This window comes from Paraliobacillus zengyii, assembly GCF_003268595.1.
Lineage (GTDB): Bacteria > Bacillota > Bacilli > Bacillales > Amphibacillaceae > Paraliobacillus_A > Paraliobacillus_A zengyii.
This window is the reverse complement of sequence record NZ_CP029797.1, coordinates 1,576,955-1,594,497: the sequence shown is the minus strand read 5'-3', so window position 1 is coordinate 1,594,497 and position 17,543 is coordinate 1,576,955. Positions and strand designations below refer to the sequence as shown.

The window sequence follows — 17,543 nt, the reverse complement described above, 5'->3', positions numbered from 1 at the left end:
AATTAGATTAGCTGTTTTTTTGCTGTTCAATAAATTTTTCTTTTAAGGCCTTGTCGACCACTTCTGGAACTAAATCAGATACATTGCCTTTATATTTAGCTACCTCTTTCACCATACTAGAACTTAAAAAGGAATATTGATTATTAGTCATGATAAAAAAAGTTTCTACATCTTCATTTAGTTTGCGATTCATTGAAGTTATTTGTAACTCATATTCAAAGTCACTAACTGCACGAAGGCCTCGCACAATTGCTTGCGCATTCTTTTCTCGTGCATAATCAACTAATAGACCCCCATGCGAATCAATTGAAACGTTTGGTATATTAGCTGTAACTAATTCAAGCATCTTCATTCTTTCATCGACTGTAAATAAGGGTGATTTTGATTGGTTATTAAATACAGCTACTATTACATGATCAAATACTTTTGCTGCCCGTTGAATAATATCCAAATGACCAAAAGTAATTGGATCGAAACTACCAGGACAAATCGCTAGCCTCTCATTCATTCTTTTCTTCTCCCTTCTTATATAATGAAATAGCAGTTGAATTACTGTATCTTTCCGTTTTCAACTTGTGAAAACCTTCGTAATAGTCAGGTAATGATTGTCTTCTTTCATGTTCACAAACAATAATTGTTTTATCCGTTACAAGCTTATAGGTTAGTAAAGCTTCTAGTAGTTTCTCGTATGATATCTTTTCATAAGGCGGATCAAGAAAGACAAGATCAAAGGTTAGGTCTCTTTTACCAGCAGCCTTTAATGCACGAAATGCTTCTGTCCGGAATACCTCAGCATGATCTTCTAGATCTAAAATTTCCAGATTGGCATAGATAGTTTGAATTGCTTTTGACTGTTGATCAACGAATATAACTTTGTCCATCCCTCTGCTTAATGCTTCTATTCCTAATGCGCCGCTGCCTGCAAATAAATCTAAACACATTCCACCTTCAAAATATGGACCAATCATTTGAAATAAAGCTTCCTTTACTTTATCTGTTGTTGGTCTGGTTAAATTATTCGGAACGGACTGTAATCTCCGACCTTTATATGTACCTGCAATCACTCTCATCATGCACACCTCTTATTTATATTATTCGACTTCCATCCTACCATAAAATGCTGCATGACAGAAATTTTAATCAAACTGTGTCAAAACATGGCACTAAAACTTTTATTTATAAGTTCCTTAACAAGAAATGTATAGAAAAATATTTCTCGTCTATACTAGGCTAGTGAGGTAGCTAAACAAGGCTTTGGTTACTTCTTGAAGACGGAGAAGGCTTACGTTTCCCCATAAGTACTTCCTCCGGTTTCTCCTCTCCCTTTGCCTTTTTGATTTCTAATATAGAAGTTAAAAAGGGCCTGCAGATTAATTGATCTGCAGGCTTTTTTTGTTCATTTAAGTAGTTAAACCTCTAAATTCCCATCTTGTAATCATACTCTTTCGCTTTATCCTTTTTAGCATTTTCAAACTCTGTTCTGATAAATGGTTTAAAGGACTTCTCTACACGTGTAATGAAGGGAAGCTTCTCTAACTTTATTAGTTTGTCATCTACTTCTTCTTTATCAACGTATACTACAGCATACTTCAAATTTCTTGAAACATAAATGAGATGGCCGTACCGCTTGATTTGTTTCATATTTTTCATATGTTGAAACCAAATAATAAGTCCTTGTCGTTGTGTTCGCATTTGTGTTTTCCTCGCTTACTTTTTTGTTTCGCATCTAACAGGATAAATATAGATTACTCTATCTATGATGCACAGCCGCAACCGCCACCAGATCCGCAACCACATCCACTGTCTGTTAATAATGCGCCATCTTTTGGCACTTTAACTTGACTACTAACACTTTGTGCAATACGTTCACTAACCTCATCTAATAATGTTTGCACATTTCGTTCCGTAATTTTAAATTTTGCAACGTAATCATTCATATCCATCTCTCGCTTCGTTGCACGAATTTCTTTCGTAATCGCACTATAGTCCGGATGATAACGCCCAAACCTCTGTACTTCTTCATACTGTTCCTTTTTATCATGGAAAGTAGTAATAAGACGCTGTGCTTCTTTATCATTTGCCAATGCTTCTTTTGCTTCTATATAATCAATCATGAGTTCTGATTGCATAATCATTTGACCAATACGTTCAGATTCATCTATCAAATCAACAATTTCAGATGTAGCTAACACAATCTTCACCTCCATAAGGATTATCATACCAGTAAAGTGCCTAAAAAAAAAGAGGGCAAGTGCTAATCTTTCCAAGCACTTGCCATTTGAAGAAACATTGCCATCATTTGCATTTGTTCCGATACTTTCTCAACACGTTGCGGAATCGTTTTACCAAGGTAACTTTTTGCTTCTTTTTCGAATTGCTCAAATTGGGTAGGATCTCTCGATAATGTTCGATACCAAATTGGTTGATTACGCAGAAAAAACAACAACTCCGGTTTCGCATTTATTTGATTGTATACTCTAGGATCGATAAAGATCTCCTCCTAATCACGATAAAACTGAAAAGGTCTACGTGTTGATGGATTTGATGGTTTAGTTGGCGTTTGTTGATTTTCATCTTTAAATTGAGCCAGTAATGATTGGATGTTTGTAATGGCTCCATTTAATTGCTCAATATTCCCTTCCATTTTATTCATATCTACTTTTTCCATCAAACCTGTTACTTGTTTCATCCACTCTTGTTTACTTTTCTTTTTTTTGGCAGGCTCTTCTACCTTTTTACTGGATGCATCTTTGAGATACGTTTCCCAACTTGAATCATCTTCTCCTAATAACACCCATTGTTCATAGAAATCTTGCCACCTTTTATTCCCATTTCGAACTTCTCTAATTAAGCCTGGATGTTCTTGAACAAATTTTTTGAATTTTGCAATGCTCGGATCCAGTTCAGGATTAGACACAAACGATCACCTCTTATCCCTATTTACTATCAAAATAGTTTATGTCAATTAGGCACAAAAGGTGATACGTGAATAGTATCGTTACTTACCTAAAAAGTTTTGTGTATAATAGTCACGGTAAACACCAACACCTAAATCTGTATATTCTTTTTTTAGAAGTGCCTCTCGGTGCCCGTCACTATTTAACCAGCCCTCAACAGCAGCAGGAGCATCTACATATTGCGCTGCAATGTTTTCTCCTGCTAATTTGTATATTTCATCATTTACTTCTAATCGTTCTTTAAGGCTTGCTCCTGATTGTGAATAATGAGAGAAATAATTATTTTTTTCCATATCTTTACTATGGTTATAAGCAACTTCTTGCACTGATTCATTCCATACAAGTTGATCTCTATCAAATCTATTTCTAATTACATTTGTTATTGCGAAAATTTGTTGTTCTTCACCCGAAGCAATAGACTGCCAATCCTCTTCTGAAACAAATGGCGATTCAGGAAGTTTACCACGAAAGCTAATTTCATAAGGTTGCTGCATCAGCAAGACTTCTTCTGTCATTAACCGAAATGACGACAATACTTCATTGTATGAATCAAAATAAAATTGAATGAAAAGATTTTCATTAATCTGTTTTAATGGTCTCATTTTCTTATCTTCTTCTGTAAGTTTAAATGTATAAGTAGAAAAACTAATTTGATCTTCAAATTGATATTCTTCTGCTAATACTTGATAAGATGTCCCAATTTTAATCGGGTCAAAGTTAGATTCAACTCCAGTAGCATAGAGCGTAACAATCCTTTTCTCCTTCACGCCAAATTGTATGTACTGGTCATCACCATTTTGATAAACCCACCACGTATACCCATATGGACTTAAATCTTTACGAATTGGCTCCCCTTTTTCTTCTCGTAGTGCATCTGTTGTTTCACCAATCCAACTAAATACTCCATTGTGAGTAGTTGTCTTTGAGGCTATATATACTGGCGATACTTTAGCATCGTTTACTATTTCTTTTTGGCTCATCAAACTCTCAACATTAGATATTACTTCCTGCGTTCCCACTTTTCCTTGTAACATATAAAAAACACCTGCACCTAATAAAAAAACAAAGAGGACTCTTTTTACTACATTTTTCATGCATTTTAGCTCCTTTGCGAATCCAATTTCCTGCACTACTATATTATGTATGTGTACAACCTTTTATTATTGAATGCATTAGGAAACTATAAAAAGACCCTTTACTTAACTTCAGTAAAGAGCCTTTAGATAGTCAACAATTATATTAGTGTAATTCTGGACGTTCTGAAATTTCTTCTAATGCATGCCCAGCAGCCATATTTGACTTGTCATCTAATGATAAGTCACCTAATGCGACAATACCGACAATTTTCTTGTTTTCTACAATTGGTAAGCGTCTAATTTGATGTTCTGCCATAATAGAACTTGCTTCTTGAACATTAGTGTTTTGTTCTGCTGTAATAAGATGATCTGTCATAACTTCTTTAATTTTTGTTGTTCCTGGTTTATCTAAAGCATAACCTCTAAGGACTAAATCACGGTCAGTCACCATACCCATTATTTCTTTGTTATCTTGACAAACTGGAATAGCACCAACGTTATGTTGCTTCATCATTTCAGCTGCTTTAATAAGCGAGTCATCTGGGGAACAATAAGTAACGTCCTGCGTCATTATATCTTTTACAGTTTTCATAAATATCCTCCTCCGTGTTAATTGATTGAATACAACTATTCATCATTTGTTATTATGACCGACTAAGTAAAAAACTTGCATTTCTGAAGAAAAAAACTTGAAGTGAATTTAGATCCGATAGTCACCTTAATGGTAGGCAGCTTTCTAAAGGAGGATTGTTTATGACTAAATGACTATAGACTCCAACTTAATATTCCTTGCGTCAAGATTTATATCAACTGCGACTTAACACCCGCTACGGAAGCAAATGGGCTCCCTTTCTGTGGGAACAGCGCGGGCTGAAGATCCACTCGGAAAGCGAGCCCATTTCAATTGTGGAGCGGGTATAGAATCTACGTCGCAGTTTCTCTCCACTCTGAATATTGAAAGCAAAAACTGAGGAAAATTGAGTCTATTATTAAATTTCACAAAATAAAGTGATTAACTTACTTAAGCACTATTAAATTAACCAACTTCATGCTATATTTTGTATAAAGGATTTTTGAAAACAGTTTCCTCTTGAAAGGAGTCACATACATAAATTGTTCCGTTATCTTAGTAAACGTCATTGGATATTAATTTTATTAGCATTACTACTTATTTTGATTGGTTACTTTGTATTACCTGTTTCTATTCCGCTAATACTTGCCTTTTTTACAGCATTATTCTTGAACCCTACCATTCGATGGTTACAATTTCGCTTTAAGATAAATCGGAAGTTTGCAGTTACTATTGTCTTTCTGGTATTTATATTAATTGTCGGAATTATTGGTACATATACAGTTACAAGTGTTGTAAAGCATGTCGTTACACTTGCTGAGAATACGCCAACATATGTCAATCAAATAAATGGAAAAGTCATAGAGTGGGAAGCTGATTTGGACCGTGTGATGAAGGATCTACCTACAGAATTTGTAGATCAGGTAAAAGATAGTATAAAGGAAAATGTATTGATTGTTAACGAAACAATTAAAAATAACCTACAGCTTGAAAACATCGCCGGTTATGTAGCTGCCGTACCACAATACATTGTGAGCTTTATCGTTTACTTAATTGCTTTATTCTTGTTTATGATCGAATTACCACTTTTGAAATCAAAATCTTATTATTATCTCACTGCAGATACAGCAGAGAAAGCTCGGTTTATGAGTGCACGATTATCTTATGTTGTCTTAGGCTTTCTGAAAGCACAGTTTCTAGTTAGCACAGTTATTTTTGTCATATCGTTGCTAGGCCTACTATTTATTTTCCCGGAATACGCGTTAATTATGTCACTTATTATTTGGGTTATTGATTTCATCCCAATCATTGGATCAATTGCAGTTTTAGGACCGTGGTCGTTGTATATGTATATAACCGGTGACATCGTACTTGGATCACAACTAGCTGTGCTCGCTATTGTTCTTTTAATTATTCGGAGAACCGTGGAACCCAAGGTAATGGGGAGACATATCGGTTTATCACCATTGGCAACATTGATTGCCATGTATATTGGTCTTCAATTAATTGGTTTGCTTGGTTTTATAATAGGTCCACTGTTTGTTATCGCTTTTAATTCAGCAAAAGAAGCTGGGATTATCAAATTAAAATTTAAAATTTAAAAGAGGCTGATTTTAAAAATCAGCCTCTTTTTATTGATTAAAATCCAAGTATTGCTTTAATCATACTAGTTGTCTCGCCACTCTCATAAAATACGTATAAGAGTGCATACACTATAGTACCAGTTATAGCTACAAAGAACCAAATAATACTCGTTATTGGTCCCAACTTACGATGTTTTATAATATTCCGTTTAAAAGCAAGGGTAAGTGTTACAATTCCAAAAACCGCACCTGTTGTTGCTAAAATAATATGAAAAACCAAATATATCGTATAATAAATCTTCAGATCATCAGGACCACCAAAACTAGTGTTGCCTACAAAAACTGTTCGAGATGCATAGATAATAAAAAATAATAATGCACTTATAGCCGCACTTATCATCGTGTATTTATGTGCCTTGTATTTCTTCTTAACGATTAAGAGCCAGCCAATTGCAACAAGTATTGCACTTAAAATAATAAAAGCTGTGCTTAGTGTAGGTAAAAATGGCATGCAACGATTTCCTCTCTTCTTGCTTTACTTTTCTCTTATATAACAGATGGTAGCGTTAAAACCACCATACTAATGCATAGAATCATTAAATAAAATAGAGAATAAACAAATAAGCGATTCGCCCATTTTAAATCATCCATCTTTTTAAATCCATTTAATGCTAATGTAAGCCAAATAATATTTAACACACTAGCCAAAATTATAAATACTGTACCAAGTTCACTGAGAAGGAATGGAAGAGGTAGTAAACAAATAATATACATAATAATCTGCCGTTTAGTAACCTTAAATCCATAAATGACAGGTAACATTGGAATATTAGCCGCCCTATATTCTTCCGTTTTTTTCATTGCTAGCGCTAGGAAGTGCGGTGTCTGCCAAACAAACATAATACCGAATAATGCCCAGGCAGCTAAAGAAAGGTTTGGATCTACAGCCGCCCAACCTATTAACGGAGGAACAGCGCCAGAAAGACTACCTATTGCTGTGTTTAATGTATATCTTCTTTTAGACCACATTGTATATAAGACAACATAAGCGAACCAACCGAATGCAGCTACTAATGCTGCTTGCCACGTAATAAATAACAAAACAACAATACCCATGATTGATAGCCCTATACCTAAAGCTAATATAACAGATAATGGGATCGTTCCAGTTACTGTTGGGCGTTTTTTCGTACGCGACATCACTGGATCAATATCACGGTCATAATAATTATTTAACACACAGCCTCCACCAATAACCAAAGCAGTGCCTATTAACATCAATGCTAATGATAACCAGTGTGTATGCACTTGCATATTGTTATAGTATAATGCAACCCAAAAGCCTGCAAAAGCTGTCATGACATTCGATTGAATAATTCCTGTTTTTAACAATGCCTTTAAATCGGATGCGATACTTTTTTTTCCACTTTCAGCAGTATTCGTTAACATCTTACGTGATGGTGTTTCTGCCTTATCCATTGTATTTCACATCCCTTTTGTCACTCAAAAATTTATAAGTAATCAATTTTCTGTTTTTAAATAAATATACATTCTATCTTCATACGTTATTATTTTTAGCAAAGAAAAGTTAAATTTGCAAGGTTTTTATACATTTTGGCACAAAAAGTTCACAAATTAAAAGCCCCAGCTTTTTACTAGTTGGGACTTTCATAATTAATAATTAACTATTATACGCACGAACAGGGCGTATTCTCCTATCCTTTGTTTCTTGTTGATCATTAATGTGTCCTGAGGCAGAATCAGATAATGATTTTTTTACGTGACGTGCGACATTATTTAAGATACCCATTGAGATCATTAATACTAATAAAGATGATCCTCCATAACTAACAAATGGTAATGTTACTCCTGTAATTGGCAACAGTCCACTTATTGCACCTAAATTAATAAATGCTTGGATCCCAACCATGGAGGAAATTCCAATAGCTAATAAGGAACCAAAACTATCTTGACAAATTTTTGCGATAAATAAACCTCTTAAGACAATAATAGCTAACAAACCGATTACAATAATAACACCTATAAAACCAAGTTCTTCTGCTATTACAGCCATAATAAAATCATTATATCCTTCTGTTAAATAACCAAGTTTCTGTACGCTTTGTCCTAAACCTAACCCGTCCAATCCACCTGTTCCAATTGCAATATACGATTGGATCAGCTGATAACCACCATCTTCAGGGTTAGTAAAAGGTTGGTATGCACCTGTAAATCTTGAAAGACGCTCAGTAGTCAACATATCAGAACCTACAAAGACAATAAAGACTGCACCAAACACAAATAATAAGGATAGATGTCTAAGTTTAATTCCTGCACTAAAGATAACAGAACAAGCGATTAAAAAAATAATTGCTGCTGTTCCTATATCTGGTTGAAAAAAAATCAAGCCTAATAAAATACCAGTCATCACAAGTGGAGGCAACACACCTGCAGTGAAATTATTTAGATAACTTTGTTTTTTAGCATATACAGAAGCTAAATACATAATTAATCCTAATTTCACAAATTCAGCAGGTTGTACTGAAAATGGACCAATATAAAGCCATGATCGTGCTCCTTTCACCGGATCTTCAAAAAGAACCACTACTAACATTAAAATTAGACCTATTATAATGAATTTCATTACCTTTTGATAATGACGATAGTTAAAAAAACTACAGAAAATGAAAAAAACTAAACCGATAATAAACCATTGCAACTGTTTGAGCATATAATAACTAGGTGCCTTACCGTCCATTACTGCAATAACCATACTTGAACTATATATCATTATAATACCAAAAATAGCGAGAATTAATGGCGTAAAAGCTAGTGTAAAGTCAAACATTTTCCATTTTTGCTTCATTACCTTACTCCTTCACCAAAAATATGTGTTAAAAAGTAAAAAAACCTTGCCATTGGCAAAGGCTTTATCTAAGACAGAGAGACACAACTACATCGATTGTTGTGCAGCTTCGTGTAACAAATTCAATTGTCTTTCTAAACTTTCCAAAAGTTGTTTACCTTCTTCTTCTGAGATTAAGTTTAAACGAACCGCAAAATCAATCTCTCTCGAAAGGCCAAACATATGTGTGTCTAACACTTCCTCGTATAGTGGACATTGAGGCATTGTTAAATTATCCATTTGAACTCTTATAAGCTTCAGGATTTTATCTGCGTCTTCTTGTAAAAGTACATAGGCTTTTTCTGCTTTACTTACGATTACTTCAGGTATCACTCAATCCCCTCCGTTAAAGAACTTCTTTCATTTATATTAGCGTTAATAATCCTAAAAAGCAAGATGATTCCGACGATTTACATAGAATTTTTTGTATATAAATATGTTGCGTATCTTCTCAAAGCTAAATTAATAATCGTTAAACTGTATAACTTTCTATTTTTAACGAAAAATAAGCACAAGAAAATGTACAAACATATCACAAATTATAAGGAGGAAGATATATTTGATAAAATATACGATGATCTTTTTATCCATATTTTTTATCCTTGCAGGTTGTCAGGGGCAAGAAGAAGAAGAGAATTTAGCTAATCAAGGAAACGAGGATCATGTCCTACATGTAAAAGATTCTGAAGTATCACAAAATGAGGATGGATCAAATCAAGAAATCGCAAAACATTTAGCAAATTTAGCAAATAATGTACCTGATGTTAATGAAGCAACGGCAATTATTGCTGGTCCTTATGCGGTAGTTGGAATAGACGTAGATAAAGAAATAGATCGGACAAGAGTTGGATCTATCAAATACGCTGTTACAGAAGCATTACATGACGATCCTTATGGAAAGACTGCAATGGTTATTGCGGATGCAGATGCTACAGAACGAATTAAAGCCATGGCCCGTAGTGTACAGTCTGGTGATCCAGTAAGTGGAGTTATGGAAGAATTATCTGCCATTGTAGGCCGATATATGCCAGAGTTACCACCTGAAAACACAAATCAAGGTGAAAAAGACTCTAATAAACAGTCAATTCCAGAAAATGAAGAAAAAGAATTAGAAGATATTCAAGAAGAACAATCAAATAACCATCTTAATCAAGAAGAATAGACAAATTTGTCTATTCTTCTTGTAAGTTATTATAGTATTTCACGCCAAATTGCGAACCCTCATCAACCATATTTGCATTTTCTGGGTTATCTGTCTCTGGTTCTCCTGCTTCTTCAATTGGAAAAAAAGCTGCTTCTTTTTCCATATTTGACTCCAGTACTCTTCGTATTCTTTTATTTGTCATAAAGTAAGTCGCTAATAGACCAACAATACTATATACTATTGTTTTCTTCATTAATAACCAACCCTTCTTTTATACACTATCTATACAATTTTACCCTTTATTTCAAAATCTCAAACAAAGGTATAATAAAGATTTTGTTACATAAAAACTTATTATATAAGTAAAACTGTGATAAACTATTAATTAAGGGTTAATCCCATATGATTTAAGTAAATAAGCAAATACGATATATATTTAATAGAGGTGTGGTAAGATGCAAGTTAAATGTCCAATATGTGATTCAATTGATACGATCGATCCTGACTCTCCTCTAGCAAAACGATTAAGAAACCGTCGGAAACATTTATATTTATGTCCAAGCTGTTCCGATCGCATTGGAGAAAAAACAAAAAAAAGACTTGCAACAGGAAAGTTCAAGTTTTATCAAGAACGTAAAAAAGAAGATCCCTTCCTCCAGTAATAGGAGATAATGGGATCTTCTTTTTTCGCTATTTTAGTTCTATGTAATTGTCTATAATCTCCTTAGCTATTTGGAAGTTCCCTGAGAAAACAGTATTTTCTGTTAGGAAATTTAAAGCTTTACCATTAGCCTGCGATGTTGTACCACCAACTTCTTCGATTAAAATAACACCAGCTGCAAAATCCCAAGGATATAACTTCATGGAAATGTATCCATCTAGTACGCCTTCAGCAATTCCAGCAAATTCTAGAGCTGCTGATCCATATGAACGTGTTCCTCTGACTTTTCTAACAAGATCTTGAATTTTTTCGTGGTTAATTCGTTTATTTTCTCCACTCCATAAACTATTAATTAACAAAATACTTTGATCTAACGTCACCTTTTCATCTAGTTTCGGTAACTTTACGATATCCTTAAATGCACCTTGTCCTTTTTTTGCATGATATAGAATATCTTCCATCACATTATAAATAAACGCAATTTCACCAACACCATCTTGGTAGATTCCAACTGAAATAGCGAAATTTCTTTTTTGGTGAACGAAATTCATTGTGCCATCAATGGGATCAATAATCCACACCGTTCCATCCAATGTTTCTAAATTATCACCAAAACCTTCTTCTGACAGTAATTTATGTGCCGGGAAAGTGCCTTTAATCTTTTTCGCAAAATATTCTTCCGTATTTCGATCCATTTGTGTTACAAGGTCATTTGGATTTGACTTTGTATCAATGGTTAATGGTTCGTCAATTACATTTCGAATATGCTCACCGGCTTCTAGTACCCATTCTTTTGCAAACTGATATATTTGATCTCTATTCGTAATATCCATATTTTTAGCCTCCATTTCAAGAGTTGCTTTTCGTTTATAGTAGCAGAAAATTGATATGTATGCATCTTTCCAACGTAAATAATGCAAGATCATGTTGGTTTATGGTAAAATAGAAGCTATTAAAGAAGTAGAAAGGTGAATAACTATGACGTTTAATGGATTTGAACAAAAAGACTTTGACACATTCCAAATTGATGGTTTAGAAAATAGAATGGAGGCCATCCAACAACGGATTCAACCAAAATTCGAAATTATAGGAACAGAATTAGCTACACATTTATCTGCTACGTTAGGGAACGAAATGTTCTTACATATTGCAAGACATGCACGTCGTTCTGTTAACCCACCAAATGATACATGGCTAGCTGTTGCACATAGTAAACGCGGTTATAAAATGCTCCCTCATTTTCAAGTTGGCTTGTTTGATGACCATATTTTCATATGGCTCGCGTTCATTTATGAACTACCATATAAAGAAAAGATAGCAAAACAGTTTATAAAACAATTGGATGAATTACAAGAGCTCCCTAAGGATTTCGTTGTCTCACTTGATCATATGAAAAAGGATGCTTTTTCGATCAAGGAATTAACTGAAACCAATCTAGAACGGTTTCGTGATGTAAAAAAAGCTGAGTTTTTAGTTGGCCGTCATATTTCCCCTACAGAAGCTATTGATATGAATGGCAAGGAACTAATCGACCATATAAAAGAAACAATTGATACATTAATACCTTTTTATCGCTCCAGTTTAGACACGATTTAAGGTCTACATGTTATTACTGTTTTTGTATAACCTAGGCTATACAAAAACAGTAATTTTATTTACATTTTAACGCGTTCACCTTTTTTTGCGGATTTAGCTTGCTTGATTGCACGATAAATTGAGTAACCTGTATCCTTTTCAAATTTTTTATCAATTTGTTTTTCTTCGCTCATAGATGGAACTATTTGTTTAAACTTTGTATAAGCTAACATAATGTCCTCACGTTTAACACCATCTTCATGTGCTTTCTCAACAATTGATATAAAGTTTACGACATCGATTACATCTGTTGTACTCCATGATGGATCTATTGGATAACTATATGACATATTATAACCGTCCTTTCTTCTATGCATAGTGAATCGCTAACTAGTAATTCACATTTTAATTTGCTATAATTCATTTGTTTTCTATCACTATCATTTATATTTTACAAAGAGAGGTAGCCTTTATGCAAGCACAACATGAAACACCTTTATTTACAGGATTAAAAAAACATGCTGAAAATAATCCTATTCCATTTCACATACCAGGTCATAAAAAGGGAGTAGGAATGGATCCAACTTTTCGATCCTTTATAGGAGAAAATGCACTATCAATCGACTTAATAAATATCGAACCATTAGATGACTTGCACCATCCACAAGGAATGATTAAACAAGCACAAGATTTAGCTGCACAAGCATTTGGTGCCGATTATACTTTCTTCTCCGTACAAGGGACAAGTGGAGCAATTATGGCTATGGTTCTAAGCGTCTGTGGCCCTGGTGATAAAATTATTGTACCACGTAACATTCACAAATCCGTAACAACTGCACTTATTTTCGCTGGTGCTATTCCAATCTTTGTTCATCCAGAGTTAGATAATAAACTTGGAATTGCCCATGGGATTACACCTGAATCTGTAAATAGAGCACTCGAAGCACATCCAGATGCTAAAGGGGTTTTTGTGATTAACCCGACTTATTTTGGGATTGCAGCTGATTTACAACGTATTGTTGAAATCGCCCACAGTCATAAGATACCCGTACTAGTTGATGAAGCGCACGGCGTGCATATTCATTTTCACGATGAGTTACCACTCTCTGCGATGCAAGCTGGTGCAGATTTAGCTGCAACGAGTGTTCATAAACTTGGTGGCTCCCTAACCCAAAGTTCTGTTCTGAATTTAAAAGAGGGATTAGTTTCACATTCTCGTGTACAAAGTGTTTTATCGATGTTAACAACAACATCAACATCCTATATATTACTTGCTTCACTTGATGTTGCCCGTAAACAATTAGCTATCAATGGGAAACAATTATTAGATGAAACATTACTACTAGCAGAAACAACTCGAAAAGAGATAAATAAAATTCCACACCTTTTGTGTGCTGGTAAAGAAATGTTAGGTAGTGAAGCAACATTTGGTTATGATCCAACGAAATTAATTATTTCTGTAAAACAACTTGGTATTACAGGTTATGATGTTGAGGTATGGTTACGAAAACAGTATAATATCGAAGTTGAATTATCTGATATGTACAATATACTTTGCATCATTACACCTGGCGATTCGAGTAAAGAAACAAGTTTATTAGTACAGGCATTGCAGCACCTAGAAAAATCGCATCAAAAGTCGTCTACAGACAATCTAATAGATGTTACCATTCCTGCTATTCCCCTGTTAAGTATAACGCCACGTGATGCGTTTTATGCTGAATCAGAGACTGTTCCATTAGAAGCAGCTGCTGGAAGAACTAGTGCGGAATCCATTATGGTTTATCCACCTGGCATTCCTATCTTTATTCCAGGAGAGATTATTACCGAAGAAAATTTAGAATATATTAAACAAAATTTAGCTGCAGGTTTACCTGTCCAAGGTTTAGAAGATGATACACTTCAAACGATCCATGTCATTAAAGAAATGAAACCAATAACATAAAAACATGCACGTACAACGAAGGAACGCTAATTAATATTAAGAACAGACTGTTTATTACTAAATTTTTATAAACTCTGACGTAACATACCTTGCGTCAAAATTGTCATCAACTGCGACATAATACCCGCTACAGAAGCAAATGGTCTCCCTTTCTGTGGGCACAGCCTCAGCTAACTAGGTAAAGAAAAACACTTTACCTAGTGGATCTTCGGCTTGTGCTGTTCCCACTAGAGTGTCACCCATTTGCTTCTTTCACTGATTAGAGCAACTAATTTCAAAACGTTATAACGTTTTTGACATTGAAGATTGAAAACTGATATATTTTTCACTTACTAATATAGTTGCTGACGTTTTAATTCAGTATGCAATAGGAAACGCTTTACTTATTTATAAACAAAACTAGCGGAGCAATTGAAATGGGTGAGACTCCAGTGGGAACAGCGCGGGCTGAAGATCCACTCGGAAAGCGGTTTTTGCTTATCCGAGTTAGCTGAAGCCGTGCCCACGGAAAGCGATCCCATTTCAATTGTGGAGTGAGTAAGAAATCTACGTCGCAGTTTCTCTCAAGTACGAATATTGAGTAACGATGTTCGCGAAAAGGGTTTTAAAAAACGACGAGCAGATGGATAGATGCCATTTGTTCGTCGTTTTTTATCTAATCTTATAAATTCTAGCTCGCATCCACTTTTTGTATTGCTGCTGGATCTACCATTTCATACCCTTTATCACGGAGACCAGTTACAATCTCTTCTAATGCTGCCGCAGTCCAATCACGATCATGCATTAACAGGTTCGCACCTGGTTTAAGTAATGAATAGGAAATATCGACTTCTGGCCCTTCTCCTGTAATCATCGCGGTTGCTAGTTTATCAGCATCCTGATATGGTGTAAAATAATCATAACCATATGTCCAATTCATCACAACCATGCCCTCTTCTTCCGCAAGCTGTGTCGAGTAATCAGTATTAGCTCCATGTGGTGCACGGAAAAATTGCGGACGTTCACCAATGATCTCTTCAACTAGATCATTTAAGCTGACAATTTCTTCACGTTGTTCTTCTTCACTAACCTCTTTCAAATTTTGATGTGTATACGTATGATTACCGATTGGAAAGCCCATTTCATAAATTTCTTTTAAAACTGCCTTTTCTTCATCCGTATCAAGAAAGTGTCCATTCACAAAAAAGATTGCTTTCGCATCAAGCTTCACTAATGTTTTTGCCATTTCTAATGCATTACCATCTGGTGCATCATCAATAGTTAATAAAACCACATCCTCATTAGCATCATTTAGAGGTTCTACACTCCAAGTATCTGAATTAATTTGATACTCTACTTCAACAGACTCTGGTTCTTCTTCAACTACTTCATCTTCTTCTGTTTCTGTATCTGTTTCTTCTACATCTTCTTCTATTTGTTCTTCTTGATTTTTTTCGTTTGTTTGTGTCTCATCATTACTTTCTTCTTGCGTATTCTCGTCTGTATTTTCATTATTACAGCCGACCAATAAAAGAATTGCTCCAATGAGTAGTACGAATAGCTTATGTTTCATAGTTTCCCTCCTGGTGTCGTATGTATATTTACTATTATACTGGAAAATCTGACAAATATCTTCCTTTTCAAAAGAAATTTCTCATAGTTAATTTTGATTAGCCACCATTGTCATAGAAAAAGCCTATGTTTGGATATCCAAACATAGGCTTTTCATTTAATCTTTATTTTACAATATGGATTGGTGTACCCATAGCTACTTCTGCAGCTTCCATAGTAATTTCTCCAAGTGTTGGATGTGCGTGAATTGTCATAGCTAGATCTTCAGCTGTCATTCCTGCTTCAATCGCTAAACCAAGTTCAGAAATCATGTCACTTGCATTAGCACCCGCGATTTGAGCACCTAATACTAGGCCATCTTCTTTTCTTGTAACAAGTTTAACAAATCCTTCACCACTACCAAGTGATAATGCACGACCATTAGCAGCAAATGGGAATTTAGATCCGATAACATCAAATCCTGCATCTTTTGCACTTTGTTCGTCATATCCTACAGTAGCTAATTCAGGTTCAGAGAATACAACAGCTGGAATACCATTGTAATCGATTTCTGATTTTTCTCCTGCAATTGCTTCTGCTGCAACTTTTCCTTCATAAGAAGCTTTATGAGCTAATGGAGGTCCTGCTACGATATCGCCAATTGCATAGATGTTATCAATGTTCGTACGACATTGTTTATCAATTTTGATTAAACCTCTGTCATCTGTTTCGATTCCAACTTGTTCTAAACCAATTTCAGCAGTATTAGGTTTACGCCCTACTGTTACTAGCACGTAATCTGCTTCCACTGTTTCTTCTTTACCTTTTGCTTCATAGGTAACTTTAACACCGTTATCGGTAACCTCAGCACCTTTAGCCATTGCTTTCGTAACAATTGTAACGTTTTTCTTTTTCAAATGACGCTTAACTAAAGATGACATTTGCTTTTCAAATCCGCCAAGTATCTCGTCAGCACCTTCTAAAATAGTAACTTCTGTACCAAAGTTAGCATAAGCAGTTCCTAATTCAGTACCAACATAACCGCCACCAACGACAACTAGTTTTTTAGGGATTTCTTTTAAGTTTAATGCACCTGTAGAATCAATAACACGTTCTGAAAATTTGAAAGTCGGAATTTCAATTGGTGTTGAACCAGTTGCAATAATACAATTTTTAAATGTGTAACTTTGAGAGTTCTTCTCGTCCATTACTTTTACTGAATTTTTATCAACAAAGTATACTTCACCTTTTATAATTTCAACTTTATTTCCTTTTAATAAACCTTCAACTCCACCAGTAAGTTTATCAACAACGCTTTGTTTCCACTCTTGTACTTTTGAAAAATCAACGGTAACATTCTCGGCTTTAATACCCATTTCATCTGCTCCGTGTGCTTCTTCAAAACGATGGCCAGCTTGGATTAATGCTTTAGATGGGATACACCCAACGTTTAAACAAACCCCTCCAAGTGTACCTTTATCAACGATGGCTACTTTTTGTCCAGTTTGTGCTGCACGAATTGCTGCAACATATCCACCAGGACCAGCGCCAACTACTAGTGTGTCTAAATCAATCGGAAAATCTCCTACTACCATA

General features: G+C 34.9%; 22 protein-coding genes. 5 read left to right on the top strand and 17 right to left on the bottom strand.

Annotation, left to right across the window (positions count from 1 at the left end):
• Positions 1 to 7 precede the first annotated feature (7 nt).
• The 8 genes from coaD to DM447_RS08080 all read right to left on the bottom strand — a co-directional run bounded on the left by coaD (position 8) and on the right by DM447_RS08080 (position 4,625).
• Entirely contained in the window at positions 8 to 508 is a 501-nt protein-coding gene (coaD, locus tag DM447_RS08115; RefSeq protein WP_112180740.1) for a pantetheine-phosphate adenylyltransferase, read from the bottom strand.
• On the bottom strand, positions 501 to 1,070 hold the full coding sequence (gene rsmD, locus DM447_RS08110; protein ID WP_112180739.1) for a 16S rRNA (guanine(966)-N(2))-methyltransferase RsmD: 570 nt from the start codon (positions 1,068 to 1,070) through the stop codon (positions 501 to 503). Before rsmD ends, coaD begins: the two co-directional genes overlap by 8 nt.
• Positions 1,071 to 1,416: 346 nt before the next feature.
• Positions 1,417 to 1,692 carry a YlbG family protein gene (locus tag DM447_RS08105; RefSeq protein WP_112180738.1) on the bottom strand — a complete coding sequence of 92 codons (276 nt, stop codon included), beginning with the start codon at positions 1,690 to 1,692 and terminating at the stop codon, positions 1,417 to 1,419.
• Positions 1,693 to 1,754: 62 nt separating this feature from the next.
• The gene (locus tag DM447_RS08100) at positions 1,755 to 2,192 is read right to left on the bottom strand and encodes a YlbF/YmcA family competence regulator (RefSeq protein WP_112180737.1); all 438 of its coding nucleotides are present in this window, start codon (positions 2,190 to 2,192) and stop codon (positions 1,755 to 1,757) included.
• Between the two features lie 62 nt (positions 2,193 to 2,254).
• The gene (locus DM447_RS08095) at positions 2,255 to 2,443 is read right to left on the bottom strand and encodes a YlbE-like family protein (RefSeq protein ID WP_232824016.1); all 189 of its coding nucleotides are present in this window, start codon (positions 2,441 to 2,443) and stop codon (positions 2,255 to 2,257) included.
• Positions 2,444 to 2,500: 57 nt separating this feature from the next.
• Positions 2,501 to 2,917, bottom strand: coding sequence for a YlbD family protein (ylbD, locus tag DM447_RS08090; RefSeq protein WP_112180735.1), 417 nt, complete (start codon positions 2,915 to 2,917; stop codon positions 2,501 to 2,503).
• Positions 2,918 to 2,998: 81 nt separating this feature from the next.
• Positions 2,999 to 4,051: a CAP domain-containing protein gene (locus tag DM447_RS08085; protein WP_112180734.1), complete on the bottom strand. Its 1,053-nt coding sequence runs from the start codon at positions 4,049 to 4,051 to the stop codon at positions 2,999 to 3,001.
• Between the two features lie 145 nt (positions 4,052 to 4,196).
• Positions 4,197 to 4,625 (bottom strand): CBS domain-containing protein, encoded by a 429-nt coding sequence (locus DM447_RS08080; RefSeq protein WP_112180733.1) that lies wholly within the window; start codon positions 4,623 to 4,625, stop codon positions 4,197 to 4,199.
• A 521-nt stretch (positions 4,626 to 5,146) separates the two neighbouring features.
• Between DM447_RS08080 and ytvI the strand changes: the two genes are divergently transcribed.
• A complete protein-coding gene (gene ytvI / locus DM447_RS08075) occupies positions 5,147 to 6,205 on the top strand; it encodes a sporulation integral membrane protein YtvI (RefSeq protein ID WP_112180732.1) in 1,059 nt (352 codons plus the stop codon).
• Positions 6,206 to 6,242: 37 nt separating this feature from the next.
• On the opposite strand, the gene DM447_RS08070 is transcribed toward ytvI, so the two are convergent.
• From DM447_RS08070 to DM447_RS08055, 4 genes are all read right to left on the bottom strand, one after another.
• Positions 6,243 to 6,698, bottom strand: coding sequence for a DUF420 domain-containing protein (locus tag DM447_RS08070; RefSeq protein WP_112180731.1), 456 nt, complete (start codon positions 6,696 to 6,698; stop codon positions 6,243 to 6,245).
• 35 nt (positions 6,699 to 6,733) lie between these two features.
• A complete protein-coding gene (gene cyoE, locus DM447_RS08065; protein WP_112180730.1) occupies positions 6,734 to 7,666 on the bottom strand; it encodes a heme o synthase in 933 nt (310 codons plus the stop codon).
• A 202-nt stretch (positions 7,667 to 7,868) separates the two neighbouring features.
• A complete protein-coding gene (gene ftsW, locus DM447_RS08060) occupies positions 7,869 to 9,053 on the bottom strand; it encodes a putative lipid II flippase FtsW (RefSeq protein WP_112180729.1) in 1,185 nt (394 codons plus the stop codon).
• A gap of 87 nt (positions 9,054 to 9,140) precedes the next feature.
• Positions 9,141 to 9,425, bottom strand: a complete 285-nt coding sequence (locus tag DM447_RS08055; RefSeq protein WP_112180728.1) for an Fpa/YlaN family protein — start codon at positions 9,423 to 9,425, stop codon at positions 9,141 to 9,143.
• A 226-nt stretch (positions 9,426 to 9,651) separates the two neighbouring features.
• Here DM447_RS08055 and DM447_RS08050 point away from each other — a divergent pair, with 226 nt between their 5' ends.
• Complete coding sequence (locus DM447_RS08050) at positions 9,652 to 10,254, top strand: YhcN/YlaJ family sporulation lipoprotein (RefSeq protein WP_232827952.1); 603 nt, start codon at positions 9,652 to 9,654, stop codon at positions 10,252 to 10,254.
• 10 nt (positions 10,255 to 10,264) lie between these two features.
• Here the strand turns inward: DM447_RS08050 and DM447_RS08045 are convergent, their stop codons facing one another.
• The gene (locus DM447_RS08045) at positions 10,265 to 10,489 is read right to left on the bottom strand and encodes a hypothetical protein (protein ID WP_112180727.1); all 225 of its coding nucleotides are present in this window, start codon (positions 10,487 to 10,489) and stop codon (positions 10,265 to 10,267) included.
• A 202-nt stretch (positions 10,490 to 10,691) separates the two neighbouring features.
• On the opposite strand from DM447_RS08045, the gene DM447_RS08040 reads away from it, so the two are divergent.
• Positions 10,692 to 10,898: a YlaI family protein gene (locus DM447_RS08040; RefSeq protein WP_112180726.1), complete on the top strand. Its 207-nt coding sequence runs from the start codon at positions 10,692 to 10,694 to the stop codon at positions 10,896 to 10,898.
• Between the two features lie 28 nt (positions 10,899 to 10,926).
• Here the strand turns inward: DM447_RS08040 and DM447_RS08035 are convergent, their stop codons facing one another.
• Positions 10,927 to 11,730: an inositol monophosphatase family protein gene (locus tag DM447_RS08035; RefSeq protein ID WP_112180725.1), complete on the bottom strand. Its 804-nt coding sequence runs from the start codon at positions 11,728 to 11,730 to the stop codon at positions 10,927 to 10,929.
• 145 nt (positions 11,731 to 11,875) lie between these two features.
• Between DM447_RS08035 and DM447_RS08030 the strand changes: the two genes are divergently transcribed.
• Positions 11,876 to 12,493: a YktB family protein gene (locus tag DM447_RS08030; RefSeq protein ID WP_112180724.1), complete on the top strand. Its 618-nt coding sequence runs from the start codon at positions 11,876 to 11,878 to the stop codon at positions 12,491 to 12,493.
• A 59-nt stretch (positions 12,494 to 12,552) separates the two neighbouring features.
• Here the strand turns inward: DM447_RS08030 and DM447_RS08025 are convergent, their stop codons facing one another.
• On the bottom strand, positions 12,553 to 12,822 hold the full coding sequence (locus tag DM447_RS08025) for a UPF0223 family protein (protein ID WP_112180723.1): 270 nt from the start codon (positions 12,820 to 12,822) through the stop codon (positions 12,553 to 12,555).
• A 122-nt stretch (positions 12,823 to 12,944) separates the two neighbouring features.
• Between DM447_RS08025 and DM447_RS08020 the strand changes: the two genes are divergently transcribed.
• Complete coding sequence (locus DM447_RS08020) at positions 12,945 to 14,417, top strand: aminotransferase class I/II-fold pyridoxal phosphate-dependent enzyme (protein ID WP_112180722.1); 1,473 nt, start codon at positions 12,945 to 12,947, stop codon at positions 14,415 to 14,417.
• A gap of 670 nt (positions 14,418 to 15,087) precedes the next feature.
• On the opposite strand, the gene DM447_RS08015 is transcribed toward DM447_RS08020, so the two are convergent.
• Both DM447_RS08015 and lpdA read right to left on the bottom strand, forming a co-directional pair.
• Positions 15,088 to 15,969: a polysaccharide deacetylase family protein gene (locus DM447_RS08015; protein WP_112180721.1), complete on the bottom strand. Its 882-nt coding sequence runs from the start codon at positions 15,967 to 15,969 to the stop codon at positions 15,088 to 15,090.
• Between the two features lie 163 nt (positions 15,970 to 16,132).
• The gene (lpdA, locus tag DM447_RS08010) at positions 16,133 to 17,542 is read right to left on the bottom strand and encodes a dihydrolipoyl dehydrogenase (RefSeq protein ID WP_112180720.1); all 1,410 of its coding nucleotides are present in this window, start codon (positions 17,540 to 17,542) and stop codon (positions 16,133 to 16,135) included.
• Between the last annotated feature and the right edge of the window lies 1 nt (position 17,543).